The organism is Caulobacter segnis, assembly GCF_023935105.1.
Taxonomy (GTDB): domain Bacteria; phylum Pseudomonadota; class Alphaproteobacteria; order Caulobacterales; family Caulobacteraceae; genus Caulobacter; species Caulobacter segnis_B.
In genome coordinates this window covers 5,296,266-5,316,488 of the sequence record NZ_CP096040.1, presented here as the reverse complement: position 1 = coordinate 5,316,488, position 20,223 = coordinate 5,296,266, and the positions used below count along the sequence as shown (strand labels likewise).

The following is a 20,223-nucleotide window of genomic DNA, read 5'->3' as shown; positions in this document are numbered from 1 at the left end:
CGGTCCGATCGGAACGGAACAATGAAGACGCCTCGCCGCATGATCGCCTCCTCCGTCCTTCGCGCGGGATGGATCGTCGCCGTGCTGGTCGCCGCCTCCGCCGCGCCGGTGGACGCCGGGCAGGCCGGATCGTCCGACCCCGCCTGCCGCAAGTCGACGGTGACGGCGAGCCGCATGACGAGCATGGGGCGCCTCATCCATGTCGACACCTTCCCGGCGGGCGTGGAGATCGAGCGCCGCTATCTGTCGCTCTTCGACGACAACAAGGACGGACGGTGGACGCCCGTGACGCGCGCTTCCGGGACAGCATCGGCTTTCGTGATCGCGATGACTCGCGAGCCGCCGTTCGCACGCCGCGTGAAGCCAGGATCCGACGGGTCTATCTGTCGGCGCGCGGCGCGAGCCTGGATCGGCGGGGCCAGCGGCCGGTGAAGGTCTATGCCCTGCGCTGCTTTGGCATGGCGCAGGTGCCCCGTCACGCGGCCGATCCGGACGGGTGATCGCTCAGGGCCGCCAGCCGGCTTCCTTCAGGACCGGGGCGTAGGTCCGGCTGACGGGCGCGGCCAGGCCGCCGGCCAGGCGGGCCTCGCCGGTCCCGCGTCGCCAGCGGACGTCCTCGACCGCCTCGGCCGCGATCCACCACGAGCGGTGCACCCGCCAGCCGTGGGCCTTGTCCAGCTCGGCCAGGGCGTCGGCGAAGCGCAGGGTGATCAGCTCCGCGCCGGCGTCGGTGTGGACCTTCAGATAATGGTCGTGCGCCTCGATCGCGATCAGCCGGGCGCCGCGCCGCCGGGCCGACAGGCGCTTGCGGAAGGTGGTCTCGGCGTCGGGCGTGGGCGGGGCGACGATGGTGCGGGTTTCGATCCGGGTGGGACGAGGCCGCCAGACCAGCGCGCGGACCAGCATCACCGCCAGCGCGATCGGCAACACCTGGGCCGGCAGCCTCAGGAAATTCGGCGGGGTGAAATGCGCGCCCAGGATCGCGACGGCGCTAGTCAGCACCCAGGCCGAGACCAGCGGCGTCATCAGCAGCGAGACCAGAACCGCGCGCCGCCAGGGCGCGGTCACCCGGGCCTTCAGCAGGCTGTCGATCCCGATGCCGATCAGGCCGCCGCCGACCATGCAGCTCATCCAATAGCCGTAGCGGTGGGCCGCGGGCATGCGCTCGGAGTCGAACGGGCCGAGAAAGCCCATCAGCAGGCCGATGGCGACCAGCACCGCCAGGTCGACCGCCCATCGGTGTCTCCGGATTGCCGTGGCGTCCTGCATCGAAGGTCCCGTTCGCGCGGCCCTGGCGCCGTTCGCGAAGCAAGGCCTAGCCAGACGCCGCGCGGGCCGCAATCCATCGGGCGACATCGTCACGAGGATCCCCATGACCACCCCGACCGCCACCCAGGCCCAGACTGGCCCTCGAACCGCGTGGCCGCTCCGGATCTTCTGGCTCCTGGCGGGGCTCCTCGGCTTGGCCATCGCCGCCTATTCTGCTCGCTATCTTCTGCATCCGCCCCGGACGCCCGCCCAGGCCCTGGGCAATCCTCTGGGCGTGCCTGGGCTGGTCATCCACGTCGGCGGCGCGGTGACGGCGCTGGTGCTGGGCTCGCTGCAGTTCCTGCCCGGGTTGCGCGCGGTGGTGGGGGCGCATCGCTGGATCGGCCGCGCCTATGTGGTGGGCTGCCTGGTCGGCGGGGCGGCGGGCCTGGTGCTGGCGTTCGGCTCGTCCGCCGGCCCGATCGCCTCGGCCGGGTTCGGGAGCCTGGCCGTGACCTGGATCGCGGTGAACCTGCTGGGCTGGCGCGCGGCCATGGACCGGCGCCTGGTGGCGCATCGGCGCTGGATGATCCGCTCGTGGGCCCTGACCCTGGCGGCGGTCACCCTGCGGCTCTACCTGCCGGCGGTCATGGCGCTGGAGCTGCCGTTCCTGCCCTGGTACCGGGCCATCGCCTTCCTGTGCTGGGTCCCGAACCTGGTCGTCGCCGAGCTGTATCTGCGGCGGCGGCCCTAACCTAGATCGACGGGCTCCGAGACCATCGATGTCCGTTCGGCCAGGTCGCCGATCCGGGCCAGATAGGCCTTGAAGTGCGGCGTCTCGCGGTGCGCCGCGACGGCGTCGCTGTCGACATAGAGCTCGTCCAGCACGAAGCGGTCGGCGTTGGCCTGGTCGCGCCAGACGTCCCAGCGCAGGTTGCCCGGCTCGGCCCGGAAGGCGGGAGCCATGCCCAGCAGCAGGGCCTGGAGCTCGTCGGTCCTGCCCGGTCGGGCGGTGAGGATCGCGGTGATCTTGGCGGGGACGGGGGCGGGGGTCGGCATCGGGGCCGCGTCCTCTAGTCCTTGGCCGGGCGACGGCGGCGCGGCACGCGGACCACGGCCTCGCCGTCCATGATCAGGTCCTCGCCGACCAGGCCCTCGCAGCGGAGGGTGACGCGGGCGCTCTCGGGATCGATCGCGGCGACGGTGACGCGGGCGGTGACCACGTCGCCGATCCGCACCGGCCGATGGAAGGCCAGGGTCTGAGACAGATAGATCGAGCCGGCGCCGGGCAGGATGGTGCCGACGACGGCCGACCCGAACGAGGCCGACAGCAGGCCATGGGCGATGCGGCCGCGATAGGCGGTCTTGGCCGCGTAGGCCTCGTCCATGTGGACCGGATTGAAATCGTCCGAGGCCTCGGCGAACAGGCGGATGCGCTCCTCGCTGATGGGGACGTGCTTTTCGGCCGTCATCCCGACGGAGAGCTCTTCGAGGATGTAGCCGCCCGAGGCGTGAGGCTGGATCATCAGGCGCGGTTAGCGGTCACGGAGCGCGGTGGCCAGCAAAATCGCTCAGTGATGCCCCGAACTGGCCGCCGGCTTCTTCTTCGGCGCCCGAGCCAGCATGCCCTTGGCGATCTCCTCCTCGCCGATCAGGGCGTGGGTGGCGCCCGTCTGCTTCAGCAGGACCACGTCGGCGTCGGTATAGGCGCGGGCGACGATCTCGCACCCGGGATTGGCCGCGCGGGCCTGTTCGATGATCCGGGCGGCCTCGAACGGATTGGGCACGGCGACGAACAGGTGGGTGGCCTTGTCCAGGCCGGCCTTGAGCAGCACCTCGGGCTTGACCGCGTTGCCGCTGACCGTCTCGAAGCCGGCCTTGCGAAGGTCGTCGGCCCGCTCGACGTCGTCCTCGATGACCACCAGCGGGGTCTTGCCCTTCAGCCCCTCGGCCACGGCCTTGCCGACCCGGCCATAGCCGATCAGCAGGGCGTGCGGCTGGGCGGCGGCGGTGATGGCCGGCTCCTCGCCGGCTGCCGCGCGCTCCTTGGCGATCATCCCGGGCAGGATCCTGTCCAGCCAGGCGAACAGCAGCGGGTTGAGCAGGATCGACAGGATGGCGCCGGCCAGAACCAGGTCGCGGCCGTCTTCGGGCAGCAGCTTCAGCGACACGCCCAGGCCCGCGAGGATGAACGAGAACTCGCCGATCTGGGCCAGGCTGACCGAGATGGTCAGGGCCGTGCTCATCGGCCGGCGGAAGGCCAGGACGATGACCAGGGCGGCGATCGACTTGCCGACCACGATGATCGCCAGGGCCGCCAGCACCGACAGCGGCTCGCGGATCAGCACCATCGGGTCGAACAGCATGCCGATCGAGACGAAGAACAGCACCGCGAAGGCGTCGCGCAGCGGCAGGGTCTCGTTGGCGGCCTGTTGGGAAAGTTCGCTCTCGGCCATGATCATGCCGGCGAAGAAGGCGCCCAGGGCGAACGACACGCCGAACAGGGCGGCCGAGCCGAACGCGACACCCAGGGCGATGGCCAGCACCGCCAGGCGGAACAGCTCGCGCGAGCCCGTGTGGGCGATGCGGTGCAGAACCCACGGGATCACCCGCCGGCCGACGATCAGCATGAAGGCGACGAACGCCACGACCTTGCCGATGGTGATGGCGAAGGCGGCCATCACGCCGCCGCCCAGGAAGGCGGTGGCGCCCTGCGTCGCCGGAGCCTCGCCGCCCAGCACCCCCGACAGAGCCGGCAACAGCACCAAGGCCAGCACCATGGCCAGGTCCTCGACGATCAGCCAGCCGACCGCGATCTTGCCGCGCCCGGTCTCGATCAGCCGTCGTTCCTGCAGCGCGCGCAGTAGCACCACGGTCGAGGCGACCGACAGCGCCAAGCCAAACACCACCCCCGCGCCGACGCTCCAGCCCAAGGCGACCGCCAGGCCAAGGCCCATCACCGTCGCCGCTCCGATCTGCACGACCGCGCCGGGGATGGCGATGTTCTTCACCGCCATCAGGTCTTTCAGCGAGAAGTGCAGGCCGACGCCAAACATCAGCAGGATCACGCCGATCTCGGCCAGTTGCGGGGCCAGTTCCTGGTCGGCGACGTAGCCGGGCGTGAACGGCCCGACCAGCACGCCGGCCAGCAGATAGCCGACCAGCACGGGCAGCTTCAGCCGGTTGGCGATGGCGCCGAAGACGAAGGCCAGGCCGAGGCCCGCGACGATGGTGGCGATCAGCGAGGTATGGTGCAATGGCGCTCCTTGACGGTCGTCTCTTTCGGGCGTACTCAACCAATATGGGTGACAAAACCCAGGTACGCTAGATGCCACACGCAAAAATTCTCCTCCCGGCGCAATGCCGGGCCGCTCGCGGACTGATCAATTGGTCGCAAGGCGACCTCGCCGATCGGGCGGGGGTGTCGCGCAGCACGGTCAAGGATTTCGAGACCGAGCGCCACGCCCTGCACCATAGCACCGAACGCCTGCTGATCGACGCGATCGAGGCCGGGGGGGTGTCGCTGATCTTCGCCGACGAGGCGGGGCCGGGCGTGCGGTTCAGGCGGCCGGTCTAGGATTTTCAGGGAAACGAAGGAGGGGCGGTGCAGCACGAGGTTTCACCAGAGAGCTACAAGGACCTGGTCCTGTTCCTGGCCACCGCCGGCATCGTCGCGCCGTTGTTCAAGCGCCTGAAGATCAACACCATCCTGGGCTATCTGCTGGCCGGGGTGATCCTGGGGCCGTTCGGCCTGGGCCGGTTGATCCCCGTCGCCCCTTGGCTGGACTACGTCACCGTCGACAATCCCGACGAAATCGCCCAGCTGGCCGAGTTCGGGGTGGTCTTCCTGCTGTTCATGATCGGGCTGGAGCTGTCGTGGGAGCGCCTGCGCCTGATGCGCAAGTGGGTGTTCGGCCTGGGCGCGATCCAGGTGATCGGCTGCTCGCTGGTGCTGGGCGGGGGCGCCATGCTGCTGGGCCAGAGCCCGGTGGCGGCCCTGACCATCGGCGCGGCCCTGACCCTGTCCTCGACCGCCATCGCCGTGCCGGTGCTGGCCGAGCGCCGGCGGCTGCATTCCGAGGCCGGGCGCGCCACCTTCTCGGTGCTGCTGTTCCAGGACCTGGCCGTCGCCCCGATCCTGATCACCCTGGCGATCCTGGGGCGGGGCCACGGCCACTTCCAGATGGCCGACCTGCTGGCCCTGGCCCCGGCGGCCCTGGGCCTGGGCCTGATCGTGCTGGTCGGCCGCCTGGCCCTGCGCCCGATGCTGAAGTCGGTCGCCAAGGCCAAGAGCGAAGAGATGTTCATGGCCGCCTGCCTGCTGGTGATCATCGGCGCGGGCCTGGTCAGCGCGCTGTCGGGTCTATCGATGGCGCTGGGCGCGTTCGTGGCCGGCATCCTGCTGGCCGAGACCGAGTATCGCCACGAGGTCGAGGTCAAGATCGAGCCGTTCAAGGGCCTGCTGCTCAGCCTGTTCTTCGTGTCGCTGGGCATCCGCCTGGACCTGTCGCTGCTGGTCGCCGAGCCGGTGGTGATCCTGGGCGGGGCCCTGGGCCTGCTGCTGCTGAAGACCGTCGTGGTGTTCGGCGCCGGCCTGCTGATGGGTCTGAACAAGCGGGCCGCGATTGAGGCGGCCCTGATCCTGGCCGCCGGCGGCGAGTTCGCCTTCGTGCTGATGGACAACGCCATCGGGGCCGAGGTGGTGTCGCGCAACGTCGGCCAGGCGGTGCTGGTCTCGGCCACCCTGACCATGTTCCTGATCCCGGGCCTGGCGGCGCTGGGCGGCTATCTGGGCCGCAAGAGCGCGCCGGCGACGATCAGCGAGGCGCCGCCCGGCGAGCCGTCCGCCCCCAGTCCACGCCCCGGGAGCCCGATCGCGTCGGTCCCGAGCCGCAGGGCCAGGTGCTGGTCATCGGCTATGGCCGGGTCGGCAAGCTGGTCGGCGACATGCTGGACCGCCACGACCTGCCGTGGATCGCCATCGACCGCGAGGCGCGCCTGGTCGAGCAGGGCCGGCGTGAGGCGCACAAGATCTACTATGGCGACGCCTCGCGGCTGGAGCTGCTGGAGCGCTGCGGCCTGGCCACGGCCCGGGCGGTGGTCGTGACCATGGACGCCTTCGAGGTGGCCGAGGCGGTGGTCGCCGCCGCGCGCGGGGCCCGGCCGGACGTGCCGATCGTGGTCCGCGCCCGCGACGCCCGCCACGCCGCGCGTCTCTACGAACTGGGCGCCACCGACGCCGTGCCCGAAACCATCGAGGCGTCCTTGCAGCTCTCCGAGGCTGTGCTGGTCGACATCGGCGTGCCGATGGGCTTGGTCATCGCCTCGATCCACGAGCGCCGCGACGAATATCGCAAGGTCCTGAACCGTCCCGACGCCCTGGGCGGCCGGCGCCGGCGACTGCGGGACGCCAGCCTGCGGTAGGGCGCTCCGCTGTAGGATCAATCGACATTCAGCTTTGAGTTTCCGAAAATCCGCTCTCCCCGGCGAAAGCCGGGGCCCAGATCGAACCCACGGGCGTTCAACGGGAATGGTGAGGCGAAAGGGCGCGTCAGCCCGAACCTCTCTGGATGAATCTGGGCCCCGGCTTTCGCCGGGGAGACGGGGTTTGGGGTAGCAATCGCAGTGGGTTGCTGAATGTCGATCCGCGTTAGGCCAGTCCGCGTCAGGCTTGACGCCGATCAAGGCGGGCGAGGCGGCGTGGCGCCGTATGGGCGCTTCAGCGGGAGACGGTAATGGATCCGGACGCGCATCACGCCCACCACCACCATGACCACGGCGCCCACGCGCCGGCGGCTCCAGGCCCGGCCGCGCCGGCCGGGACGATCTACACCTGCCCGATGCACCCGCAGGTGCGGTCGCCCAAGCCCGGACCTTGCCCGATCTGCGGCATGGCCTTGGAGCCCCTGACGGTCACGGTGGACGACGCGCCCAGCGCCGAGTTGCGCGACATGACCCGGCGGTTCTGGGTCGCCCTCGTCCTGGCCCTGCCGGTGTTCGCCCTGGAGATGGGCGGTCACGTCGGCCTGTGGGGCCATCTGCATGGCCGGACCAGCGCCTGGATCCAGTTCGCCCTCTCCACGCCCGTGGTGCTGTGGTGCGGCTGGCCGTTCTTCGAGCGCGGCGCGCGGTCTCTGGTCACGCGCCATCTCAACATGTTCACCCTGATCGCCATGGGCATCGGGGTCGCCTGGCTCTACAGCGTCGCGGCCGTCCTGGCGCCGGATCTGTTTCCGCCGGCCTTCCGGGGCATGGACGGGACGCCGCCGGTCTATTTCGAGGCCGCCGCCGTGATCACCGTGCTGGTGCTGCTGGGCCAGGTGCTGGAGCTGCGGGCGCGCGAGCGGACGTCGGGCGCGATCCGCGCCCTGCTGGACCTGGCGCCGCGCACGGCCCGCCGGGTGGTCGACAACCAGGACGTCGAGGTCGCCGTCGAGGCGATCGAGGTCGACTTCGACCTGCGGGTCCGGCCCGGCGAGAAGGTTCCGGTCGACGGCCGCATCGTGGACGGCGTCGCCTCGGTCGACGAGTCGATGGTCACCGGCGAATCCATGCCGGTCTCCAAGCATCCGGGCGATCCGGTGATCGGCGGCAGCCTCAACCGCACCGGCTCGTTCGTGATGCGGGCCGAGAAGGTCGGGGCCGACACCCTGCTGGCCCAGATCGTCGGCATGGTGGCCGCCGCCCAGCGCAGCCGCGCGCCGATCCAGCGGATGGCTGACCAGGTGTCGGGCTGGTTCGTGCCGGCGGTGATCGCCGTCGCGGCCGTCGCCTTCGCGGCCTGGGCGCTGGTCGGGCCCAGCCCGCGCCTGGCCTGGGCCCTGCTGGCGGCGGTGTCGGTGCTGATCATCGCCTGTCCCTGCGCCCTGGGCCTGGCCACGCCGATCTCGATCATGGTCGGGGTCGGTCGCGGCGCGCGGGCCGGCGTGCTGATCAAGAACGCCGAGGCCCTGGAGCGGCTGGAGGCGATCGACACGCTGGTGGTCGACAAGACCGGTACCCTGACCGAGGGCCGGCCGGCCCTGGTCGAGATCCTCACCGTCGACGGCTTCGCGGCCGACGAGGCCCTGCGCCTGGCCGCCAGCCTGGAGCGGGGCAGCGAGCATCCGCTGGCGGCCGCCATCCTGCGCGTCGCCGCCGACCGCAACCTGAGCCTGGCCCAGCCGAGCGGCTTCGACTCGCCGGTCGGGCGCGGCGTGCTGGGCGTGGTCGAGGGCCACGACCTGCTGATCGGCTCGACCCGCTTCCTGGCCGAGGCTGGCGTCGAGGCCGGCGACCTGCCGACGCGGGCCGAGGGGCTGGCGCGGTCCGGGGCCACCGTGATCCTGCTGGCCGTCGACCGGCGGGCGGTGGCGGCCCTGGCCATCGCCGACCCGATCAAGCCGACCACCCGGGCCGCCGTCGCCGCGCTCCAGGCTGAGGGCGTGCGGATCGTCATGCTGACTGGCGACAACCGCGCCACCGCCCAGGCCGTCGGAGACCGCCTGGGCGTCACCGAGATCGAGGCCGAGGTACTGCCCGGCGACAAGGCCGCCGTGGTCGAGAAACTGCGGGCCGAGGGGCGCCGCGTGGCCATGGCCGGTGACGGGGTCAATGACGCCCCCGCCCTGGCCGCCGCCGAGGTCGGCATCGCCATGGGCGCGGGGGCCGACGTCGCCATCGAGAGCGCCGGCGTCACCCTGCTCCACGGCGACCTGCAAGGGATCGTCGCCGCCCGGCGGCTGTCGCGGGCGGTGATGCGCAACATCCGGCAGAACCTGGTCTTCGCCTTCGCCTACAACGTCGCCGGCGTGCCGATCGCGGCGGGGGCGCTGTATCCGCTGTTCGGCTGGACCCTGTCGCCGGCCATCGCCGCGGCCGCCATGGCCCTGTCGTCGGTGAGCGTGGTCGGCAACGCCCTGCGGCTGCGATCCGTGAAGCTGGACAAGGCTTGAACCTGGGCCGCCCGGCGCCGACATCAGCCTCCTGACAAGAGAGAAGGAGAGGCGGAATGAGCGACGCTGTTCTGGAGAAGGACATGTCGGCCTATTGGGACCGGGCCGGCAAGGTCTGGGTCGAGCAGCAGGCCCTGCTGGACCGCCTCTACGCGCCGATCGCCAAGGTCGTGGTCGACCGCGCCGACCTGCGGGCCGGCGAGCGGGTGCTGGACATCGGCTGCGGCGCGGGCGCGACCACCTTCGAGGCCGCCTGGCGCGTGGGGCCGCAGGGCCTGGCCGTCGGGGCCGACATCTCCGGCGCCCTGCTGCAGCTGGCGCGCCAGCGGGCGGGCGAGGCGGGGCTGGAGGGCGTCGACTTCGTCCAGGCTGACGCCCAGACCCATGTCTTCGACCCGCCGTTCGACGCCATCATCTCGCGGTTCGGGGTGATGTTCTTCCCCGATCCCTTCGCGGCCTTCGAGAACCTGCGGCGCGCCGTCAGGCCGGGCGGTCGGCTGGTCTTCGCCAGCTGGCGGAGCGCCGAGGACAACGCCATCGCGGGAGTCCCGTTGGAGGCCGCCGCGCCGTTCCTGCCGTCGGTCCCGGTCTTCGAGACGGACGCGCCGGGCCGCTTCGGCCTGGCCGATCCCGACCGCACGCGGACGATCCTGGAGGCGGGCGGCTGGCGGAACGTCCGTATCGAGCCTCTGGACGACCCGACTCCCGTCAGCTTCGACGAACTCCTGACCATGAGCCTGCGCGTCGGCCCGCTGAACCCGGCCCTGGCGAACCAGGACGAGGCTGTGCGGGAGAAGGTCCGCGAGGCCGTGACCCGGGCGCTGGAGCCCTATGTGAAGGACGGCGTCGCCCGAATGAACTCGGCCTGCTGGCTGGTGTCGGCGGAGGGGTAGGAATTCGAAACACGGAAACTGTGTCATCCCGGCCGTAGCGCAGCGGAGAGCCGGGACCCAGGGGCAAAATCCGAAGCGCCGGCCCTGGGTCCCGGATCGCGCAAGCGTGTCCGGGATGACATGGGTTCCGGATGACTTGAGTTCCTTCTCGCCCAAATATATAACCGACTAGTCAGTTATATACGGATCCCGAAAATGCAGGCCGGTTCCCCCAAGTGGCGGCGGCGCAGCGAGGCGCGGCCGGGCGAGATCGTCCAGGCGGCGCTCGAGGTGTTCGCGGAAAAGGGCTTCGCCGCCGCGAAGCTGGACGAGATCGCCGCCCGGGCCGGCATCTCCAAGGGCGCGCTCTATCTCTATTTCGAGACCAAGGAGGACATCTTTCGCGCGGTGGTTCGCGAGGCGGTGGCCCCCAACCTCGACATGGTCGAAGGGCTGCTGACCCAGGCGACCCTGCCGTTCCCGGACCTGCTGCGGCTGGTGATCGGGCGCATCGTCAAGGTGATCGGGACCACGCGCCTGGGGGCGGTGGCCAAGCTGGTCATCGGCGAGTCGCGCAACTTTCCGGAACTGGCCCGCGTCTGGCACGACGAGGTGGTCAGCCGCGCGCTGGGCGCGATGACCGGCGCGCTGACGCGAGCCCAGGCGCGCGGCGAAATCCGCCCCGGCGATCCTCGCCTGCAGGCCTTCAGCATCGTGGGGCCAGTCCTGATGGGGGTGATCTGGCAGGAGACGTTCACGCCCGTGGGGGCCTCGGCCCTCGACCTGGAGGCGCTGGCCCTGCAGCACTGCGAGACCGTGCTGACGGGCCTGGCCTCGCGCGTGGTCATGCTGCCATGAAACCCGCTGTTCGGATCCTCGCCGTCGTGGCCGGGGTCGTCGTCGGCGGCGTGCTGGGCTGGAAACTGCTGGGCCCCGACGCGCGTCGGCCGCATCGCCTGTCGGGCTATGTCGAGGGCGAGACGCTGTATGTCGCGACCTCGAACGCCGGCCTGGTCAGCGCCGTCGCCGTCCAGCGCGGCGACCGGGTCAAAGCCGGCCAGCCGTTGTTCGCCCTGGACGCCGCCCAGTTGACCGCCGCCCGTGACCAGGCGGCCGCCCAGGTCGCCATCGCCTCAGCCCAGCTCCGCGACGCCGAGAAGGGCCAGCGTCCGCAGGAGCTGGCGGTCTACGACGCCGAGCGCGCCGCCGCCCAGGCCCAGGTCCGCCAGGCCCAGGCCGACTACGACCGTATCGCGCCGCTGGTGCGCAAGGGCATCTACGCCCCGGCCAAGCTGGATCAGGTGAAGGCCGCCCTGGACACCGCCCGCGCCAACGCCGCCGCCGTGGCGCGCCGCAAGGATGTCGGGACCCTGGGTGCCCGGCCTGACGCCGTGAGCGCGGCCCGGTCGGCCGTCGCCTCGGCGCGCGAGAGCCTGGCCGCCGCCCAGGATCGCCTGGACCAGATCAGTCCGCGCGCCCCGGCGGCGGCGCGGGTGCAGGACGTCTTCTACCAGCCCGGTGAATGGGCGGCCGCCAACCAGCCGGTGGTGGCCCTGCTGTCCGACAGCCGCGTGCGCCTGCGCTTCTTTGTTCCGGAGGCGGAGGTGGCGCGCTACCAGCCGGGCATGGCTGTCCGTTTCGCATGCGACGGCTGCGGGGCCGAGCGAACGGCGCGGATCAACTACGTCTCGCCGCGCTCGGAATACACCCCGCCGGTGATCTACAGTCGCGAGGCTCGCCAGCGCCTGGTGTTTCTGGTCGAAGCCCGGCCCGATCCGGGCGCGCCCCTGGCGATCGGCCAACCGGTCGACGTGGTGCCGCTGGAGGGTGTTTCCGGGGAGAGCGGGCGGTGACGGAGCTCGCGGTGGACGTCCGGGGACTGAACAAGTCCTTCGGCCCGCGCCACGTGGTGCAGGACGTCTCGATCCAGGTCGGCAGGGGGCGGATCACCGGCTTCCTCGGCCCCAACGGCTCGGGCAAGACCACCACCCTGCGGATGCTGTGCGGCCTGCTGACCCCCGACAGCGGCGAGGGGGCGGTGCTGGGCCTGGACTTTCGCAAGGACGCCGAGGCCGTGAAGCGCCAGACCGGCTACATGACCCAGAAGTTCTCGCTCTACGAGGACCTGTCGATCGAGGAGAACCTCGATTTCGTCGCGCGGGTCCACGAGCTGGACCGCCGCCGCGACCGGGTCAGGGACAGCCTCGACCGCCTGGGCCTGACCGCCCGCAAGAAGCAGCTGGCGGGCAGCCTGTCCGGCGGCTGGAAGCAGCGTTTGGCCCTGGCCGCCAGCGTCATGCACGAGCCCAAGCTGCTGCTACTGGACGAACCCACGGCGGGTGTCGATCCCAAGGCGAGGCGGGAGTTCTGGGACGAGATCCACGCCCTGTCAGCCGAGGGCCTGACCGTCATGGTCTCGACCCATTACATGGACGAGGCCGAGCGCTGTCACGACATCGCCTACATCGCCTATGGCAAGCTGATGGCGCGGGGCACGGCGGACGAGGTGATCGCCGCCAGCGGCCTGGTCACCTTCCGCGCGGAAGGGCAAACCGCCGACGGCCTGGGGGCGGACCGGCTGGCGGGCGCGCTGGCGGGCCGGCCCGGCGTGGCCATGGCCGCCCCGTTCGGCGCGGCGCTGCATGTCAGCGGGACCGACCGCGCGGCGCTGGAGGCCGCCATCGCCCCCTATCGCAAGCCCCCGCTGAACTGGGCCGAGGTCCAGCCGACCCTGGAGGACGTGTTCATCCGACTGATGGACCAGTCGTCGGACAATTTTCAATGAGCGCCGCTCGAGCGCGCCGGGGCGGCCTCTCCGGCGCCCGCATCCTGGCGGTGCTGATCAAGGAGTTCATCCAGCTCACCCGAGACCGGCTGACCTACGCCATGATCCTGGTCATGCCGATCGTGCAACTCCTGCTGTTCGGCTACGCCATCAACAACGACCCGCGCGACCTGCCGACGGCCGTGCTGGTCCAGGACCAGGGCCCGATGGCGCGCTCGACCCTCTCGGCCCTGGTCAACAGCGGCTATTTCGAGATCGTCCGCGTGGCCGGATCGCCCCGCGAGCTGGACGAGGCGGTGGCGCGGGGCGAGGTGCAGTTCGCCCTGACCATCCCCGCCGACTTCACCCGCCGCGTGGTGCGCGGCGACGACGCCCAGATCCTGGTCGAGGCCGACGCCTCGGACCCCGCCGCCACCGGCGGGGCGATCGCGGCCCTGGCCAGCCTGCCCCGCGTGGCCCTGTCGCGCGACTTGGTCGGACCCGTCGCGAAAGTCGGCGGCGACCCGTTCGAGGTGGTGATCCACCGCCGCTACAATCCCGAGGCCATCACCGCGTACAACATCGTGCCGGGCCTGCTGGGCGTGATCCTGTCGATGACCCTGGTGATGATGACCGCCCTGGGCGTCACCCGCGAATACGAGCGCGGCACGATGGAGAGCCTTCTGGCCACCCCGGCGCGGCCGATCGAGGTGATGATCGGCAAGCTGGCCCCCTATGTGGGAGTCGGCCTCGTGCAGACAGCGGTGATCCTGATCATGGCCCGCGCCCTGTTCGCGGTGCCGATGGCCGGCGGCTGGGTCGCCCTGTCCCTGGGCGTCTTGCTGTTCATCATCGGCTCGCTGGCCCTGGGCTTTCTCATATCGACCGTGACCCGCACCCAGCTGCAGGCGATGCAGATGTCGTTCTTCTACATGATGCCCTCGATCCTGCTGTCGGGGTTCATGTTCCCGTTCCGGGGCATGCCTGGCTGGGCCCAGGCGATCGGCGGCGTGATTCCGGTGACGCATTTCCTGAGGGTGGTGCGCGGCGCCCTGCTCAAGGGGCTGGACGTGGCTCAGCTGTGGTCAAGTCTCGCCGCCCTCGGACTGTTCGTGCTGGTGGTCTCGGGACTGGCGATGGCGCGCTATCGCACGACGCTCGACTAGGTAATCTTCCGTTAAGAGTCCGTCGAGGACCTGACGAACCGCGCCGAAAGGTGAGGATTTTTGGCGACGCTCCACGAATGCTTGACCATTTCCTGGCTTCGAGCTCTTGCGTGCAAACGGTTCACGTGCGAACCCAACACAGCTGACGCTTATCTCTCGTGGATGTCGTCGGACACGCTCGGAAGACGATTCTGAGGGGCGATCTTGTTTAGCTTTCCTGAGCAAAACGCAGGGGGCGAAACCTGACGAGTGTGTCCTTGCTGACACTTTCCCGTGGCGTTCGCCTTGGTATAACAGTGCCCGGTCGGTCTCCGGCCTGGGCAGGGCAATAGAGGGCTCTTCAACGATGAAACTCAACCTCCTGGCGGGAGCTGCTCTGGCCGCGGTGTTCGCCGCGTCGGGCGTTTCGGCCCAAGAGACCGGCTGGTACGGCGCGGTCGACCTTGGCTACCACTGGCCGCAGAGCGTCACGACCGAGTCGGAAGCTCGCGCTCCGGACGGCGCGCCCTATCACTGGTCGTGGAAGACCGACAAGGATTGGACCGGCTTCGTCCGTCTCGGCTACCAGTTCAACCCGCACTGGCGCGCTGAAGTCGAGGGCGGCTATCGCCCCGGCGACCTGAAGAGCGTTCACGGCAACGCCGTTCGCGCCAACCAGCCCGTCGGTCTCTGCACGCCGGGCGTGACGCGCACCGCCGCGGCGCCGACCTGCGGCTCGCCGAGCGGTTCGATCGAGTCGTGGACCCTGATGGCGAACGTCATTTATGACTTCGCTCCGGACTCCTGGCTGAACCCGTTCCTGGGCGCCGGCGTCGGCATCAACCGCCTGGACGTCAAGGCCCTGGGTCAGTTCAGCAACGTGCCGGGCGCGATCTCGACGACCAATCCGAGCATCCAGAGCCTGACCGTCGACGACGACGATCTGGCGGTCGCCTGGCAGGCCATCGCCGGCGCCTCGATCAAGGCGACGGACAAGCTGAAGATCGACTTCACCTACCGCTACATCACCGGCGCGGATCACGGCTGGCAGTCGCAGGGTTCGCACGCCCTGCAGCCGGGCGCCTTCGAAGGCCAGTACAGGGACCAGTCGGTGACCGTGGGTCTCCGCTACTCGTTCGCGTCGCCGCCTCCGCCGCCGCCGCCCCCGCCGCCGCCGCCTCCCCCGCCGCCGCCTCCGCCGCCTCCCCCGCCGCCGCCGCCTCCGCCGCCGCCGCAGTATGAGGCCCGCGAGTTCATCGTGTACTTCCCGTTCGACCAATCGGTCCTGACGCCGGAAGCGCAATCGGTGGTCACGGAAGCCGCGAAGTACGCCAACGACGGTCACGCGACCAAGATCGTTGTCGTCGGCCACACCGACACCTCGGGTTCGCCGAAGTACAACGTGAAGCTCTCGGAACGTCGCGCTCGCGCCGTCGCCGACGCACTGGCCTCGCAAGGCGTCCCGACGTCGGCCCTGGCCGTCGACTGGAAGGGTGAAAGCGCTCCGGCCGTCGCCACCGGCGATGGCGTTAAGGAACCGCTGAACCGTCGTTCGACGATCTCGATCAACTTCTAAGATCGAATCGACTGACTACTCGGGAGGGCCCGGCGGAAACGCCGGGCCCTTTCTCTTTGTCCGGAGGTCTGGCGCCGCTTGGCGGCCGGACCGGCGACCCCATATTTGATCCGAAGGCCCGGTTTTCGGGGCTTTCGCCGCAAGCGGATCCCGAAGCCATCCCAAGGGCGCTGTCCACCGTCGACCACTATCCCTTGTGGTCAGCTTGTTGACGAACGGCGTTGTCCGGGGGCGGATCTCCGGAGGCCTCTTGCCGCGTCCCGCGGCGGCTGAAAAAAGTTCGCCCAGGCAACCCCTTGTCCCGCCTAGGCAAGTTGCGGCCGTTCACAGGTTGTTAACGAAAAACTCGTGGTCGAGGCGTTGACGAGTCATTCACCCTTATGGCCCCATATCTGGGCTGAGGGGGCTCCTCGGCCACAAGATATAGCGGCTGGGCAGGGCAATTCCCTTCTCCGGAACACGCTGATTGAGCAATGGATTTGGTCATGAACGGCAGTGAAGCGGCGAAGACGAGCGTTCGGAAAGAAGCCCGGCTGGCGGCGATCAAGCCGAGCAAGCGGCCTCAGCTGGCGCTGGTGCGCAAGGTCGAGGTCGATCGCTCGCGCGACGCCCTGCTGACCGACTTCGGCAAGACCACCCTGGAAGATCGCTATCTGCTGCCGGGCGAGTCCTATCAGGACATGTTCGCGCGCGTGTCGACGGCCTTCGCCGACGACGCCGACCACGCCCAGCGGGTCTACGACTATATGAGCCGCCTGTGGTTCATGCCGGCGACCCCGGTGCTGTCGAACGGCGGCGCCGATCGTGGCCTGCCGATCAGCTGCTTCCTGAACGCCGTCAACGACAGCCTGGACGGCATCCTGGGCGTCTGGAACGAGAACGTCTGGCTGGCGGCCAACGGCGGCGGCATCGGCACCTATTGGGGCGGCGTCCGTTCGATCGGCGAGAAGGTCAAGGGCCAGGGCCAGACCTCGGGCATCATCCCCTTCATCCGCGTGATGGACTCGCTGACCCTGGCGATCAGCCAAGGCAGCCTGCGTCGCGGCTCGGCCGCCGTGTACCTGGACGTCCACCACCCGGAAATCGAGGAGTTCCTCGAGATCCGCAAGCCGTCGGGCGACTTCAACCGCAAGTCCCTGAACCTGCACCACGGCCTGTCGATCACCGACGAGTTCATGCACGCCGTGCGTGACGGGGCCAAGTTCGGCCTGCGTTCGCCCAAGACCAACGAGGTCCTGCGCGAGGTCGACGCCCGCGCCCTGTGGCAGAAGATCCTGGAGCTGCGCCTGCAGACCGGCGAGCCCTACCTGATCTTCTCCGACAGCGTGAACCGCGCCATGCCCTCGTTCCAGCAGGAGCTGGGCCTGAAGGTTCGCCAGTCGAACCTGTGCAGCGAGATCATGCTGCACACCGGCACCGACCACCTGGGCCACGAGCGCACCGCGGTCTGCTGCCTGTCGTCGGTCAATGCCGAGACCTATCTGGAATGGCGCGACCATCCGACGTTCATCGAGGACGTCATGCGCTTCCTCGACAACGTGCTGCAGGACTTCATCGATCGCGCCCCCGACGCGGCCTCGACCGCCGCCTACGCCGCCATGCGCGAGCGTTCGGTGGGCCTGGGCCTGATGGGCTTCCACAGCTTCCTGCAGAGCCAGAACGTCCCGTTCGAGAGCGCCCTGGCCAAGAGCTGGAACATGCGGATGTTCAAGCACCTGCGCCGCGAGGCCGACAAGGCCTCGATCGCGCTGGGCGAGGAAAAGGGTCCGTGCCCGGACGCCGCCGATCGCGGCTCCAAGGAGCGTTTCGCCCACAAGCTGGCCATCGCCCCGACCGCCTCGATCTCGATCATCTGCGGCGGCACCTCGGCCGGCATCGAGCCGATCCCGGCCAATATCTACACTCACAAGACCCTGTCGGGCTCGTTCGCGGTGAAGAACCCCTATCTGGAGAAGCTGCTCGAGGAGAAGGGCCAGAACACCGACACGGTGTGGGGCTCGATCCTGGAGCACGAGGGCTCGGTCCAGCACCTGGAGTTCCTGAACCAGGACGAGAAGGACGTCTACAAGACCGCCTTCGAACTGGACCAGCGCTGGGTGATCGAACTGGCCGCCGACCGCACGCCGGAAATCTGCCAGAGCCAGTCGGTCAACGTCTTCCTGCCGGGCGACGTCGACAAGTGGGACCTGCACATGCTGCACTGGATGGCCTGGGAGCGGGGCGTGAAGTCGCTGTACTACCTGCGCTCCAAGTCGGTGCAGCGCGCGGCCTATGCCGGCGCCGAGGGCAAGGCGGAAGCCGCCACCAGCGGTTTCGACGTTCCGGAAAAGACCGACTACGACGAGTGCCTGGCCTGCCAGTAGGAGTGGCCCGCCCGTAAAGGCGTCACGGATTCAAAATACGGGGACGGCGGCGCGATGGGGATCGCGCCGCCGTTTTCTTTTGCGGCGACTTTGTGGCGGAAAGCGGAACCCGAAGGCGTTCACGGCGGTTCACCATGTGCGCATTCGTCGCCATGGACAGACGTCGAGAAGCGCGTAGGCTGGGTATCCGTTGGGATTGGGGAATCCGGGATGAGGGTCGCTGGGGAGCGCACCGTCTTCTGCTTGATGGCCATGGTGGCGACCGTGGTCGGCGCATATGCGGGCGAGGCCTGCGCCGCGCAAAAGGCTGGCAAGGCCGCCAAGGCGGCCAAGGTCCCCGCGACGTCTGTTCCCGCCCCGATGTCCTTCCAGCTGAAGCCCGAGAGCCTGCGTCCCCTGGACCCGGCCAAGATGGGCGCCACCGGCTTCGCGGCCAGTGATGTCGCCGCGCCGGAAGCCGAGCTGGAGGGCGGCTTCGCCCTGTCGCCGGCCGCCGCCTCCGCCGGCGACGTCCGCATCCTCGATGCCGATCGCTATTACGACGGGGCCGGTCCGGTGACCTGGCGCTCGAACGCCTTCACGCGCCAGGGCCAGGCCGGCGGGCCGATCGACAGCGTCCGCGTCTCGATGGCGGGCGTGGCCAAGACCGCGGCCGTCGCCCCCTGACCCTGGTGCGGCCCGACAGCGACGCCTACGACGTCCGGGACGTCGACGTCACCGTCACGCGCGGCTGGCCCTCGGCCGTCTCGCTGAAAGGCCGCAAGTTCGCCCTGGACGTCACGCCTCACGCCGGGTTCGGCTATGGCGGGGCCGGTGGCTCGGCCGAGGCCGGGGCCACCGTGCGCCTGGGCAAGAAGAAGAACATGGGCGACCGGGTGAACGACGCCCTGGGCGTGCGCGAGGGCGACGAGGCCTTCGGCGAGCGCGGGCGCTGGTACATCTTCGCCGCCGCCAGCGGCCGAGCCGTGGGCCTGAACATGCTGCGCGGTCAGAACGGCGACTGGACCCGCGCGGGCCTGACCCAGGATGTCACCAGCCGCCTGATCGGCGACAGCCAGGCGGGCGTCGCCTGGCGGCGCGGGCCGATGCAGGCCTCGCTGGGCTATATCCACCGCGAGATCCGCGCCAAGGAAGGCATCATGGGCCTGGCGACCCAGAAGGATGACGTGGTCGCCCTGTCATTCAGCCTGAAGCCGCACTGGTAGGGATTCATTTCCCCTATTAAGCTTGTGTTCCCGGCCGCTTTCATGCAGCAAGCGCCGTCCTGTCCACTGCCTCCAGCGAGACCATGAGCGAGAGCGAGCCCCCGCGCCGCAAGACCCTGAGCCTCAAGAGCCCGGTCGCCGCCCCCGGCGGTCCGCCGCCGCTCGAGCGCATGGTCAAGCCGTCGGCCCGCACCACCGTGTTCACGCCCTCGGCCGCGCCGGTCGCGCCCGTCGCGCCGCCGCCGCCGGTGGGGGACTGGAAGTGCAAGCCCTGCGGCACGCGCTTCGACCCGCCGGCCGAGCTGGCCGACGAGGATCACGTCCGCTGCCCCTCGTGCAACGCCCGCCTGGGCCTGGCCTCGGACTTCCGCGCCGATCCGCCGAACGTGGCCAAGCTGCGCGCGCGCTGGCTGAAGAAGGCCTAGGGCTCCCTCACCACCCGCCATAGCGAGGCGAGAAGCGGGCCCTCAAGTCGTCGACCTCGCGCTCGGCGTCGCGGATCGCCGCGTCGGCGCGGCGGCCATCCTCGATGGCGTCCCGACGTTCGCGACGCAGCCGGTTCAGGCGATCACGCAGTTCCCGGATCTGCTCGTCGGTGAGCTTGGGGTTGCGCAGCTCGTCCTCGACGCCATCGGCCTGGCGGGCGCGCGTTTCGGCCCGGGAGTCGGCCGAACTGAGGTCGGATCGCGCGGACTCCAAACGCTGCGTCGCGGCGTGGACGCGTTCGCCGTCGGCGTAGCCACCCAGGAACTCGGCCTCGGCCGGTGGCGCGCAAACCCCGGCATAGGTGTGTCCCTCGCGCCCGACCCGGAAGCCGTTCGGCTCGGTGCAGTAGCGCTTGAGCCCCTCGGCGCGCGCCGCGAAATAGGGGACGGGGTCGGGCGTCACCCCGGTCTTGGCGCAGGCCTTGGCGTGGTCATCGAGCCGGCTCATCGGGCGGCCGTCCAGCCCGTCGTCATAGCCGACCGCGCCCCAGTCGCCGCGCAGGCACTGCTCCTTGCTGATGGTCGCGCAACTGGCCGTCATCAGCGCTCCGGCGGCGACCGCCGCCCCGATGATCAGGCTCCGCATCGATAGGCTTAGCATTCCAAAGCTCCCCTCTTGTCGTGAGAGCTT

19 protein-coding genes and 1 pseudogene are annotated in these 20,223 nt (G+C 69.9%); 15 read left to right on the top strand and 5 right to left on the bottom strand.

Annotated features, from left to right (window positions below):
• The first annotated feature begins 21 nt into the window (after positions 1–21).
• On the top strand, positions 22–432 hold the full coding sequence (locus MZV50_RS24655; protein ID WP_252631974.1) for a hypothetical protein: 411 nt from the start codon (positions 22–24) through the stop codon (positions 430–432).
• Positions 433–504: 72 nt separating this feature from the next.
• Here the strand turns inward: MZV50_RS24655 and MZV50_RS24650 are convergent, their stop codons facing one another.
• Positions 505–1,269, bottom strand: a complete 765-nt coding sequence (locus MZV50_RS24650; RefSeq protein ID WP_252631973.1) for a LytTR family DNA-binding domain-containing protein — start codon at positions 1,267–1,269, stop codon at positions 505–507.
• 103 nt (positions 1,270–1,372) lie between these two features.
• On the opposite strand from MZV50_RS24650, the gene MZV50_RS24645 reads away from it, so the two are divergent.
• Positions 1,373–2,002 carry a DUF2306 domain-containing protein gene (locus tag MZV50_RS24645; protein WP_252631972.1) on the top strand — a complete coding sequence of 210 codons (630 nt, stop codon included), beginning with the start codon at positions 1,373–1,375 and terminating at the stop codon, positions 2,000–2,002.
• Here the strand turns inward: MZV50_RS24645 and MZV50_RS24640 are convergent.
• From MZV50_RS24640 to ybaL, 3 genes are read right to left on the bottom strand one after another with little or no spacing between them, the layout of a single operon-like run.
• A complete protein-coding gene (locus MZV50_RS24640) occupies positions 1,999–2,307 on the bottom strand; it encodes a putative quinol monooxygenase (protein ID WP_252631971.1) in 309 nt (102 codons plus the stop codon). The two genes, MZV50_RS24645 and MZV50_RS24640, sit on opposite strands and share 4 nt — an antisense overlap.
• Before the next feature lie 14 nt (positions 2,308–2,321).
• Positions 2,322–2,774: a MaoC family dehydratase gene (locus MZV50_RS24635; protein ID WP_223392758.1), complete on the bottom strand. Its 453-nt coding sequence runs from the start codon at positions 2,772–2,774 to the stop codon at positions 2,322–2,324.
• A gap of 45 nt (positions 2,775–2,819) precedes the next feature.
• Positions 2,820–4,505 carry a YbaL family putative K(+) efflux transporter gene (ybaL, locus tag MZV50_RS24630; RefSeq protein WP_252631970.1) on the bottom strand — a complete coding sequence of 562 codons (1,686 nt, stop codon included), beginning with the start codon at positions 4,503–4,505 and terminating at the stop codon, positions 2,820–2,822.
• 71 nt (positions 4,506–4,576) lie between these two features.
• Between ybaL and MZV50_RS24625 the strand changes: the two genes are divergently transcribed.
• From MZV50_RS24625 to MZV50_RS24565, 13 genes and pseudogenes are all read left to right on the top strand, one after another.
• Complete coding sequence (locus MZV50_RS24625; protein WP_252631969.1) at positions 4,577–4,825, top strand: helix-turn-helix domain-containing protein; 249 nt, start codon at positions 4,577–4,579, stop codon at positions 4,823–4,825.
• Between the two features lie 27 nt (positions 4,826–4,852).
• Positions 4,853–6,672: pseudogene (locus MZV50_RS24620) on the top strand (cation:proton antiporter domain-containing protein).
• Positions 6,673–6,983: 311 nt separating this feature from the next.
• Complete coding sequence (locus tag MZV50_RS24615; RefSeq protein WP_289781892.1) at positions 6,984–9,182, top strand: copper-transporting P-type ATPase; 2,199 nt, start codon at positions 6,984–6,986, stop codon at positions 9,180–9,182.
• Positions 9,183–9,238: 56 nt separating this feature from the next.
• Positions 9,239–10,075 (top strand): class I SAM-dependent methyltransferase, encoded by an 837-nt coding sequence (locus MZV50_RS24610; protein WP_252631968.1) that lies wholly within the window; start codon positions 9,239–9,241, stop codon positions 10,073–10,075.
• A 195-nt stretch (positions 10,076–10,270) separates the two neighbouring features.
• On the top strand, positions 10,271–10,912 hold the full coding sequence (locus MZV50_RS24600) for a TetR/AcrR family transcriptional regulator (RefSeq protein ID WP_252631967.1): 642 nt from the start codon (positions 10,271–10,273) through the stop codon (positions 10,910–10,912).
• Complete coding sequence (locus MZV50_RS24595) at positions 10,909–11,907, top strand: HlyD family secretion protein (RefSeq protein ID WP_252631966.1); 999 nt, start codon at positions 10,909–10,911, stop codon at positions 11,905–11,907. Before MZV50_RS24600 ends, MZV50_RS24595 begins: the two co-directional genes overlap by 4 nt.
• A complete protein-coding gene (locus tag MZV50_RS24590) occupies positions 11,904–12,839 on the top strand; it encodes an ABC transporter ATP-binding protein (protein WP_252631965.1) in 936 nt (311 codons plus the stop codon). Before MZV50_RS24595 ends, MZV50_RS24590 begins: the two co-directional genes overlap by 4 nt.
• Positions 12,836–13,984, top strand: coding sequence for an ABC transporter permease (locus MZV50_RS24585; RefSeq protein WP_252631964.1), 1,149 nt, complete (start codon positions 12,836–12,838; stop codon positions 13,982–13,984). The genes MZV50_RS24590 and MZV50_RS24585 overlap by 4 nt, the downstream gene beginning before the upstream one ends.
• Positions 13,985–14,330: 346 nt before the next feature.
• Complete coding sequence (locus MZV50_RS24580) at positions 14,331–15,539, top strand: OmpA family protein (RefSeq protein ID WP_252631963.1); 1,209 nt, start codon at positions 14,331–14,333, stop codon at positions 15,537–15,539.
• 479 nt (positions 15,540–16,018) lie between these two features.
• Positions 16,019–17,902, top strand: coding sequence for a ribonucleoside-diphosphate reductase subunit alpha (locus MZV50_RS24575; RefSeq protein WP_252635310.1), 1,884 nt, complete (start codon positions 16,019–16,021; stop codon positions 17,900–17,902).
• A 210-nt stretch (positions 17,903–18,112) separates the two neighbouring features.
• On the top strand, positions 18,113–18,568 hold the full coding sequence (locus MZV50_RS26635) for a hypothetical protein (protein WP_354668913.1): 456 nt from the start codon (positions 18,113–18,115) through the stop codon (positions 18,566–18,568).
• 5 nt (positions 18,569–18,573) lie between these two features.
• Positions 18,574–19,107, top strand: coding sequence for a lipid A-modifier LpxR family protein (locus MZV50_RS26630; protein ID WP_354668912.1), 534 nt, complete (start codon positions 18,574–18,576; stop codon positions 19,105–19,107).
• A gap of 83 nt (positions 19,108–19,190) precedes the next feature.
• Complete coding sequence (locus tag MZV50_RS24565; RefSeq protein WP_252631962.1) at positions 19,191–19,532, top strand: hypothetical protein; 342 nt, start codon at positions 19,191–19,193, stop codon at positions 19,530–19,532.
• Between the two features lie 7 nt (positions 19,533–19,539).
• On the opposite strand, the gene MZV50_RS24560 is transcribed toward MZV50_RS24565, so the two are convergent.
• A complete protein-coding gene (locus MZV50_RS24560) occupies positions 19,540–20,193 on the bottom strand; it encodes a DUF2799 domain-containing protein (protein WP_252631961.1) in 654 nt (217 codons plus the stop codon).
• Positions 20,194–20,223: the final 30 nt, after the last annotated feature.